This is a genomic window from Limnobacter sp. UBA7229, from assembly GCF_002473065.1.
Lineage (GTDB): Bacteria > Pseudomonadota > Gammaproteobacteria > Burkholderiales > Burkholderiaceae_B > Limnobacter > Limnobacter profundi.
The window spans coordinates 152,296-162,177 of record NZ_DKTN01000020.1 but is presented as its reverse complement, the minus strand read 5'-3'; the positions used below and the strand labels follow the sequence as shown (position 1 = coordinate 162,177).

Here is a 9,882-nt window from a genome sequence, read left to right as displayed (position 1 = left end):
ATCAACAGGTTTTCTGGCGAGAGAGCGGAACCCAAGCCGATCGGGCAGTTAACAGGCAGTCAAGAGATCGGAAACCAAGCCGATCGGGCAGTTAACCGGCAGGCGAGAGAGCGGAACCCAAGCCGATCGGGCATGTAACACTCAGCGCGTTAAGGAATCAGCACTGTGCAACCCGTCGTGCGTCGTCCTTCAAGTTCGGTGTGCGCTTTCACCACATCGGCCAGCGCAAACCGCTGGTTGATTTGAATTTTCACAGCACCACTGGCCACCACGCCAAACATTTCAGCCGCACTTTCCAGCATTTCAGCCTTGTCTACCGTAAACGATGCCACGGTTGGGCGGGTCAGCACCAATGAACCGCGCTCGGCCAGCCATTGCAATGGCACTGGGTCTACTTTGCCACTGGCATTGCCAAAGCTGACCATCATGCCGCGCGGTTTCAGGCAATTCAAGGAATCAAGAAAGGTTGCTTTTCCCACGCTGTCGTACACCACCGGCACTCCCTTGCCGTCGGTCAGTTCTTTCACGCGATCGACGATATTTTCTTCGCTGGTAATAATCACTTCGGCGCAACCATTGGCTTTGGCCAACTCCGCTTTCTCTCGAGTGGAAACAGTGCCGATGACTCGCACGCCCAGCGACTTTGCCCACTGGGTAGCAATGGTGCCCACGCCACCCGCAGCGGCATGGAACAAGATGGTTTCACCTGCCTGTACTTTGTACACGCGGCGCAGCAGGTACTGCGCTGTGAAGCCTTTCAGCATCATGGCGGCGGCGGTTTCAAAATCAATGCTGTCCGGAATTTTTACAAGCGGGTGTGCCGGCATGTTGCGCACGGTGGTATACGAACCCACCGGGCCGGAGCCATAGGCCACGCGGTCGCCCACTTTAAGGTCAGTTACGCCTTCTCCAACTGCACGCACAATGCCTGCACCTTCGGTGCCGGGGCAGCAGGGCAGGGGTTGTGGGTAAACGCCAGTGCGCCAATACACTTCGATGTAATTCAGGCCAATTGCTTTGTGTTCAATCTGCACTTCACCGGCTTTGGGTGGACCCACTTCGATGTCTTCCATTTTCAACACATCAGGTGCACCGGGGTTGTAAAAACGAACAATTTTTGCAGGTGTAGTACTCATGTCATCGCTCCTTCTTTTGCTTCTTTTTTCATGCTGAGTAAGGCTACACCTGCAATTACAAGTGCGGTCCCCACAGCATGCCAAACGGTAAATGGTTCTTCTAAAATCCAGGTGCCCAGCGCAATCGTGGCGATGGGGCCAATCATGCCCAGTTGCGACACACGTGGTGCGCCGATCAAGCTGATGGCAGTCATTACGGCGAATACTGGTACAAAGGTGCAAAACACCGCATTCACGAGCGACCAGCCCCACACGGGCAAAGGTTGTTCAACAATGATGCTCAATGGCTGCTGCAAGTTGATTTGTATCAGTATGGCTGCTGCGGAAACCAGGGTGGCCATGGCGGTAACGCGTATGGTGCCCAGTCGCTTAAGCAACCTTTCGCCCACAATCAAGTAACTGGCATAGCAAATGGCAGATACAAAAACCAGCACCACGCCCAGGGCCGTGTTGTCGCCCACCAGTACGGTTTCATGGCCATATACCACTGCCAGCCCCACGTAGCTAAGCGCCATGCACACAAGCTGCCAGGGTTGGGGCCACTGGTGTTTGATGATGCAGGCAATCAGCAACACGATGGAGGGATAGGTGAACAAGATCAGCCGTTCAAGCCCGGCCGTGATGTATTGCAAGCCCATGAAATCAAACAGACTGGCGAGGTAGTAGCCCAGCAGGCCTGCCAAGGTAATCAAGCCATAATCTTTGGCTGTCATTTTTGCGGCATTTTTTTCCCGCAACACGGTGAAGATGAGCGCGCCCAGAAACAGCGGTAGCGACAACAGCATGCGCATGGCCAGCAGGGTGGATGCGTCAACCGGGTAGGCATACGCCAGCTTCACCACAATCGCTTTGCCAGAAAAAAAGATGGCGCCCAAGAGCGCCAAACCCACGCCCCAAGCCGTGGGTGATCGTTCCAATAAAGCGCGCGTTCGGCTCAAGGCTGGCGCGCGCTTTTACAAACGTTTGATGAGGCTCGAGGTGTCCCAGCGCTGGCCGCCCATGCCCTGTACCTCGGCATAAAACTGGTCAACCAGTGCGGTCACTGGCAGCTGAGAACCATTGCGGCGTGCTTCTTCCAGCACTAGGCTCAGGTCTTTGCGCATCCAGTCTACTGCGAAGCCGAAATCGAATTTTCCCTCCACCATGGTTTTGCCACGGTTGTCCATTTGCCAGCTTTGTGCGGCACCTTTGCCGATCACTTCAAGTGCTTTGTTGACATCAAGCCCAGCATTCATGCCGAACTTCAGTGCTTCTGACAAACCTTGCAGCAAACCGGCAATGCACACCTGGTTCACCATTTTTGTCAGCTGACCGCTGCCCGATTCACCCATCAAGGTAACGGCCTTGGCAAATGCAGCAATTACGTCTTTGGACTGTTCAAAGTCCGCATGAGTTCCCCCGCACATCACAGTCAACTGGCCATTTTCTGCGCCAGCCTGTCCGCCAGACACTGGGGCGTCGATAAACCCGAAACCTGCGTCTTTCGCATGTTCAAAAAGTTCGCGGGCAATTTTTGCGCTGGCTGTGGTGTGGTCAATGAACACCGCGCCTGGCTTCATGCCGTGGAAAGCGCCATTGATGCCGGTGCAAATTTGGCGCAAGTCGTCGTCGTTGCCTACGCAGGCGAATACAAAGTCTTGTCCTGTCGCAGCTTGTTCAGGCGTGCTTGCCATTTTGCCGCCGTGTTGTGAAACCCACTTTTCCGCTTTGGCCGAGCTGCGGTTGTACACCGTGACTTCGTGACCGGCCTTTGCCAAATGACCTGCCATGGGGTATCCCATAACGCCCAAACCCAGAAAAGCAACTTTGAAACCCATATTGACCACCTGAAAAGTTTTAGTTCTTGATTGAACTGTATCGGAATAGAGCCGGTATTGCGCTTCGGATCATCCCTAGGTTTTGCGATTTGATACGATCGGAGCTTGTTGCATTTTTGCGTGGTCAAATGATGAAAATCTGGGTCGACGCCGACGCTTGCCCTGTTGCAGTGAAGGAAATCATTTTTCGTGCGGCCGATCGAACTGGCATTGAAACCACCTTGGTGGCCAATCAGTACATTCGCACGCCACCCTCTAAATTCATCAAGCTGTTGCAGGTGCCGCGTGGTTTTGATGAGGCCGATGATGAAATTGTACGCCGCGTTGAGGCCGGGAATTTGGTGATTACCAGCGACATTCCTCTGGCTGCCCAATTGGTCGACAAAGGGGCGCAGGTTTTAAGCCCGCGTGGGGACATGTTCACCGCAGAAAATATCAAGGCCCTACACACGATGCGCGATTTCATGGACACCATGCGGGCAAGCGGTATTGATACAGGCGGTCCGCCCGCCTACAGCCAGGCGGACCGAAAAACTTTCGCCAGTCAGTTCGACCGAATCATCGCGAAGTTTCCCAAGGCTGTTTAGCCTTTTTCAACAGTCACTTCACTAATTACAATTACAGGGCTGGAATTGGTGTAGTTGGGAATGTCCGCCATGATTTCTTTGGCGTGTGGGCCGAAAGCGGCCTGAAATGCTTCGACGGAATCCACCAGCAAATGCCCCATGGCCACAAACGCCGGCGCGTCCCCAGCGCCACCAGCCAGGCCTTTGTCGACCGTGTAATGGTGCAGGGCTTTGCCCATTTTGCTTTTCACCAGCGGCATGTGGGTGGTTTTGTAGTAATCGTGGTCAAAGCTGACGCCTTGCGCATTGGGGTACATCACACTGACTTTGATCATTTTTGGTTTGTCTCCTCGACTGCCTCTATTTAATCCAGACCTGCTTGGCGTTAACAAACTCGCGAATGCCGTGTGGCCCAAGCTCGCGGCCGTAACCCGATTGCTTGATGCCACCACTGGGCAGTCGGGGGTCGGTTTTTACAATGCCATTGACTGCCACCTGTCCGGCCTGCAATTCATTGATTGCACGCATGGCTTTGCTGGTGCTGGCTGTCCATATACTAGAGCCCAAACCGTAGTTTGTGTTGTTGGCCACTGCCAGTGCTTCATCAATATTTTCTATTTTCATCACTGCCATGACCGGACCAAAGGTTTCTTCCTCAAATGCACACATGCCGGGCTTCACATCGGCCAGCAAAGTAGGGGGATAGTGGTAGCCAGGCGCATCGGGAAGCTGACCGCCCAGCAGGCACTTTGCACCTTGTTCAATGGTTTGCTGCACCTGGCGATGAAGGTTATCGCGCAGGTCCTGGCGGGCAATGGGGCCAATGTCGGTTGTAGATTCCAGCGGGTTGCCCATTTTCAGTTTGGCCAGCCGCACCTTGAGCAAGGTGGTGAATTCTTCATAAACCTTCGCTTCAATCAATATGCGTTTGGCCGCAATACAGCTTTGACCGGCATTGATGATGCGTGACAACACCACCACATCGGCTGCGCGTTCCAGGTCGGCATCGGCCAGTACAATACAGGGGTCAGAGCCCCCAAGTTCTAGCACCGCAGGTTTGAGCTCCGATGCGGCGGTGGTTGCAACCTTTCGACCTGCCGCGCTTGAGCCTGTAAAGCTGACCGCCACAATGCGCGGGTCGCGAATGGCTTGTTCCACATGCTCGGTGCGCAGCGGCAAATTCACCACCACGCCAGCAGGCGCACCCGCCTCCTGAAACAAGTTGGCCAATGCCTGCGCCGTGGCCGGTACGTTCGGGTCGTGCTTCATGACGCAGGTATTGCCCGCCATCAGTGCCGGGGCCAGGTAGCGAAAGGCCAGCCAGGCTGGTGCATTCCAGGGCAATATGCCTAACAAGGTGCCCAATGGCTGGTACTTCACATAGCTTTCCGATGCATCGGATGCGATCCATTCGTCGGCCAAATGCCTGCTGGCATGCTCAGCATAGTACTCGCAACAGCTGGCGGCTTTTTCTACTTCCGGGCCACCTTCTTTCACGGGTTTGCCCATTTCAAGTGCCATTAGTTCAGCCAGCCTGCTTTTGTGTTTGCGCAATTGAGCAGCTACTGCATGAAGCACTTTGCCGCGCTCAGTAAATGATTTCGAGGACCACGCAGGAAAGGCTGCAGCAGCAATGCCAATTTGTGCGCTGATTTGTTCACCTTGCAGGGCAAGATGCTCGCTGATTTTTTCGCCGGTGAATGGGTTGGTTGATGTGAGCATGGCAGTGGTCATACAGCTTGGTCCTCCTGCGTATTTGTGTCAGTGGCCGCTTTTTTCTTGCCGGGTGTGGTGTTCACTGCACTGAGCGTGTGAACGTTTTTTTCAGGTTTCACGGTGAAATCGCGGTCGAGCGAAAAAAATGATTCGCAACCGTTTTTTGTGATGATGATGGTGTCGGAGATGCCGCAGGTTTTGTCACCATCCACACCCCACATCCACGGAATGATGTGAAAGGTCATGCCCTCTTCAAGGATGGACGATTCGCCCTGCTTCAAACTCATAATGTAGCCTTCATCCCAGCTGGGTGGGAATGCAATGCCGATTGAATACCCGGAGCGGGTAATCAGCCGAGCGCCCACATCGTTGTGGGTAATGATATTGCGCACCAGGTTGTCGGCATCCGACACGGTCATGCCCGGTTGAAAATACTCATGAACGGCATCCAGAGCATGCTTCATGGTCTCTTGCGCTTTGTACATGGAGTCGCTGAGTTCACCCAGCACTGCAGTGCGCATCATGGCGGTGTGGTAGCGTCTGTAGCATCCACCCACTTCCAGAAATACGTGTTCGCCGGGTTTCACCACACGGCCTTCCCAGGTGGCGTGGCCTATCATGGTGCGTGGTCCGCTGGTGACGTAAGGCATCACGGCGGGTGGCTCTCCACCAGCCTTGAACATGGCCGACGAAATGGCAGCGCCAATGTCATTTTCGGTGGCGCCGGGAACACAGGCCTCCAGGCCCGCTTTCATGCCCGCTTCCGTTGCAGTTGCGGCTTTTCTCATGAGCTCAATTTCAACCGGCGATTTGCGCAAGCGGCCTTGTTCAACAATGCCGAAGCAGTCCAGCAGTTTGCCTTTGCTCAAGCGGGTGTGGACAAAGTCTTGCTGATAGGCCGGGAAAAAATAACTGTTTCTCTCGTAGCCAATTCGTTTGTCATCCAGCCTGAATTCCCGAAGGGCATCCAGCAACATTTGAATGGCATCGCCAGTGTCGGGGTAGGGGCGCGATTGTTCTACCCATGTGCGCGCAAACACATTCGATTCTTCCAGCGCACGGGTAATCATGAACGGCTCGTCTTCAAGCGGTACCACCAGTGCCTGAAAAAATGAGTACCCCGTTGTTTGATAGTCGGTCAGGTACATGATGTTTTCAGGATCGGTGATCACCACCGCATCCAGCCTGCGCTGGGCAATACGCATGCGCAATTCCGCGATGCGCCGCTCGTATTCCTCGAAAGGAAAGGTCATGTCATCACGTTTTTTCATGCGGCCTCCATCACGCGGTTCACCGCCTTGATCAAGGTGTTCAGGCCTTCTTCCAAGTCGCTGTCAGGAATGGTCAACGGTGGAATCAGTTTGATGACTCGCCCGCCAGTGCCGCAGCTTGCAATCATCAGGCCGTTCTCGAAACACTGGTTCACAATGGCTTTCGAAGTCTCGGTGCTGCCCACGTTCAATCCCAGAATCATGCCCTTGCCGGTCAGCTCCAGTTGTGGGTGACGGTGCACCACACTTTGCATGGCCGCGTGCATCACCTTTGCCTTGCGCTTCACCTCGGTCATGAGTTCATCGTTTTCGAAGTAGGTGAGCGCTTCACGACCGGCCACAAACGACAGGTTTTGTCCGCGGAAGGTGCCGGTGTGTTCCCCCGGCGCCCAGTGCTTGTCAATTTCAGGTTTTACCAAATTCAGCGCCATGGGTGTGCCCCAGCCGCCGATGCCTTTGGCCAGGCACACAATGTCGGGGTCAATACCCAGTTCATCAAAACTGAAATAGCTGCCTGTGCGGCCGCAGCCCACTTGAATGTCGTCCACAATCAACAGGGCACCCAATTCATGCGCAAGTTGTTGGAGTGCTTGAAGCCACTTGGCGCTGGCCACCTTCACACCACCCTCAGCCTGAATGGTTTCAATCAAGAATGCGGCGGGTGGTGCCACGCCGCTGGATGTGTCGGCATACAAGGCGCGCATGCGTTCAATGCTTTCTTCACCGCAGCCCAAAGTGCAACCTTTGCAGGGCGTTTCGCAGCCAAAGGCTTGGTGGGTCACATGTTGCAAAGGTACACCCGCAGCGCCACGGAAATACGCATTGGCGGTGCAAGCCAGCGAACCCAGAGTCATTCCGTGAAAGCCATGCGAAAAGGACACAATTTGTTGTCGGCCCGTGACGCGTCGTGCAATTTTTAAAGCCGCCTCGACGGAGTTGGTGCCTGTGGGCCCCATGAACTGCATTTTGTGCGGCATGTTCCGGGGCTTGAGCACAACCTCTTCGAATTTTTCAATAAAGGCACGCTTGGCCACTGTGGCCATGTCCAGGCTGTGGGTAACACCGTTGGATTGAATGTAATCCACCACTGCTTTTTGCATGCGCTCGTTGTTGTGCCCAAAGTTCAGCACACCGGCACCTGCAAAAAAGTCGATGTACTCTTTGCCGTTTTCATCGGTTTGTCGGGCGTTCAATGCCTTGTCAAACACCACTGGATAGGTGCGGCTATAGCCGCGCACATCGCTTTCTCGTCGCTCAAAAGTTTGCATGTTCATTCACATCACTCCTTGTTGTTGTGTGTTGGGTCGGGCGCGCCAGCCAGGTGCGCGTAAAGGCGGGCAACCGGTTCAATCAAGGCGTCGTTGAAGTCGTAGAAAGGGCTGTGGCAGGGAACGGGTTCTTCCCCCTTTTTGCCTGCGCCCACCAGGGCAAAAGCCCCTGGAATTTCCTGCAGGTAATAGCTGAAATCTTCCGAGGCCATAATTGGCACGGGTGTGGCAACATCAAAGGCCGCGTCGCCCATCACTGCACGCCAAGCGGCCCTTAACTTGCCTGCCTGCGCGGCATGGTTGATGGTGGCGTTGTAGCGCGGTTCAATGGTGACTTCGGCGCTTACGCCATAAGCGTGGGCGGTGTTCTCCACCACTTCAACAATCAAGGCGTTAATTTGCTCTCGGGTGGTGGAGTTGGGCACACGAATGCTGCCACCCAGTACAGCTTGTTGAGGGATAACCGTGGGCCCGCCGGGTGCGTTAAATGAGGTAACACTAAGCACAGCGGTTTGTTGGGGCGCAAGCCTGCGCGCCACTACCTGTTGCAAGGCCTGCACCATGGCACTGCCCGCCAACACAGGGTCGCGGCACAATTCAGGCTGGCTGGCGTGGCCGCCCTGGCCGTTTACGGTAATTTCGAATGTACCGTTACCGCACATCACAATCCCGTCAGGGCAAACCAGTTGGCCTTCAGGTATGGCAGGCCAATTGTGCCAACCGTAAATTTCATCAATGCCTTCCAGTGCGCTGTCCTCAATCATGCGCAGCGCACCGTGCCCACCTTCTTCGGCGGGTTGGAATATCAGGGTGATTGGCCCTGGCAATGTGTGTTCAATACTTTTCAAGTATCTGGCTGTGGCCAGTAGGGCGGCAGTGTGGCCGTCATGCCCGCAGGCATGCATGCAACCCAATTGGCGGGAGGCCCAGGTTTTGCCGGTTTGTTCTTCAATGGGCAAGGCATCAATGTCGCCTCGCAAGGCAATGTGGCGCGCACTGAATGCAGTGGCCGAAGTATTCAGGCGCGCCAAGGTGCCGGTGCCCGCGCATGGGGACCAGCTAATATTCAGTTCGCTGAGCGTTGTTCTTATTTTTTGAGCGGTGCGTGTTTCATGCCAGCTTAGTTCAGGCTCGCTGTGTAGCTCTCGTCGCAAACGTATCGCTTGGCTAATGGTGTTTTGCCAGAACGCAGACATTGCCCTCCCTGTTAAATGGACTATCCTTTTACCTTAACACCAGAAGGGACTGCATTAAAACCGTTGAAGTTCCGGGATAACCCTTTAAAAAGTAAATAAATTTACTTTGACCAAGCTAGGTCTAGGTCAAGGATTAACAATACGTGGATGACAGAAAATGCAACTTTGGGCGCATCGCGGCAGCGGAAAAGGCGAGCTTGAAAACACGCTGAAAGGTTTTGAGATTGCATTAAATTCCGGATTTAAAGCCGTGGAGTTTGATGTGATGTTGACGGCCGATGGCGTGCCCATGATTCACCACGACTGGGTAATGGGGCGTTGCGCCCGGTCTGTTGACCCCGCCATGGCGTCCACCGATCCGCTAACCCGTTTTGACAGTCTTCGTGCTCGCGACCTTCGGCATTACTCGGTGCAGGGCGAGCCCATACCCAGCCTCGCCCAAACCATTCAGTTCTGCTTAGAGCATGGCATGCGCGCCAATGTGGAACTGAAAGCCACCCACCCAGCCAACGCGATTGCCTTGGGGCGGGCGGTGAAGGTCGCAGTTGAAGAATTGCCTGCCGATCAACAGCACCACATTTGCGAGAACTGGGTGTTTTCCAGTTTCTACCATGCAAGCCTGTTGCCACTGAAAGGTTATGACCTTGCCTTGTTGTACGAGCAGTTGCCCGACCACTGGGCGCTGCATGCCGATGCGCTGCAGGCCAGTGCCATTCATTTGCACTGGAGCGGGGCGGAGCCCACTGCTTTGCGCCGCATACACACCACAGGGCGGCTGGTTCGGGTTTATACCGTGAACGACGCGGAACAGGCGAAAACGCTGCAAGCCTTGGGTGTAAAAGGGCTTTTTACGGATCGAATGACCTTATAATCGAGGGTTAAACCAAAAACCGCATGCCGCTTTACTCAGGA

9 protein-coding genes and 1 pseudogene are annotated in these 9,882 nt (G+C 54.6%); 2 read left to right on the top strand and 8 right to left on the bottom strand.

Features of this window, described 5'->3' with window-relative positions; translation table 11 throughout:
- Positions 1-149: 149 nt before the first annotated feature.
- The 3 genes and pseudogenes from B4C79_RS11570 to B4C79_RS11560 form a co-directional block, all read right to left on the bottom strand.
- Positions 150-1,136 (bottom strand): quinone oxidoreductase family protein, encoded by a 987-nt coding sequence (locus B4C79_RS11570; protein WP_291740556.1) that lies wholly within the window; start codon positions 1,134-1,136, stop codon positions 150-152.
- A complete protein-coding gene (locus B4C79_RS11565; RefSeq protein WP_171100414.1) occupies positions 1,133-2,053 on the bottom strand; it encodes a DMT family transporter in 921 nt (306 codons plus the stop codon). Before B4C79_RS11565 ends, B4C79_RS11570 begins: the two co-directional genes overlap by 4 nt.
- A gap of 36 nt (positions 2,054-2,089) precedes the next feature.
- Positions 2,090-2,968 (bottom strand): annotated as a pseudogene (locus B4C79_RS11560) (NAD(P)-dependent oxidoreductase); the annotation flags it as partial.
- Positions 2,969-3,084: 116 nt separating this feature from the next.
- Between B4C79_RS11560 and B4C79_RS11555 the strand changes: the two are divergent.
- Entirely contained in the window at positions 3,085-3,540 is a 456-nt protein-coding gene (locus B4C79_RS11555) for a YaiI/YqxD family protein (RefSeq protein ID WP_291740560.1), read from the top strand.
- Here B4C79_RS11555 and B4C79_RS11550 read toward each other — a convergent pair.
- Genes B4C79_RS11550 through doeB2 form a run of 5 tightly spaced genes read right to left on the bottom strand, consistent with a single transcriptional unit; the run spans position 3,537 to position 8,970 of the window.
- Entirely contained in the window at positions 3,537-3,854 is a 318-nt protein-coding gene (locus B4C79_RS11550; protein WP_291740551.1) for an EthD family reductase, read from the bottom strand. The two genes, B4C79_RS11555 and B4C79_RS11550, sit on opposite strands and share 4 nt — an antisense overlap.
- A gap of 25 nt (positions 3,855-3,879) precedes the next feature.
- Positions 3,880-5,253 (bottom strand): NAD-dependent succinate-semialdehyde dehydrogenase, encoded by a 1,374-nt coding sequence (locus tag B4C79_RS11545; protein WP_291740549.1) that lies wholly within the window; start codon positions 5,251-5,253, stop codon positions 3,880-3,882.
- Positions 5,250-6,506, bottom strand: a complete 1,257-nt coding sequence (gene doeA / locus B4C79_RS11540; RefSeq protein ID WP_171100408.1) for an ectoine hydrolase — start codon at positions 6,504-6,506, stop codon at positions 5,250-5,252. The genes B4C79_RS11545 and doeA overlap by 4 nt, the downstream gene beginning before the upstream one ends.
- On the bottom strand, positions 6,503-7,780 hold the full coding sequence (locus B4C79_RS11535) for an aspartate aminotransferase family protein (protein WP_240965806.1): 1,278 nt from the start codon (positions 7,778-7,780) through the stop codon (positions 6,503-6,505). Before B4C79_RS11535 ends, doeA begins: the two co-directional genes overlap by 4 nt.
- Before the next feature lie 5 nt (positions 7,781-7,785).
- Positions 7,786-8,970, bottom strand: a complete 1,185-nt coding sequence (doeB2, locus tag B4C79_RS11530) for a N(2)-acetyl-L-2,4-diaminobutanoate deacetylase DoeB2 (protein WP_291740547.1) — start codon at positions 8,968-8,970, stop codon at positions 7,786-7,788.
- Positions 8,971-9,127: 157 nt separating this feature from the next.
- On the opposite strand from doeB2, the gene B4C79_RS11525 reads away from it, so the two are divergent.
- Positions 9,128-9,841, top strand: coding sequence for a glycerophosphodiester phosphodiesterase (locus B4C79_RS11525; protein ID WP_291740545.1), 714 nt, complete (start codon positions 9,128-9,130; stop codon positions 9,839-9,841).
- The last annotated feature ends 41 nt before the right edge of the window (positions 9,842-9,882 follow it).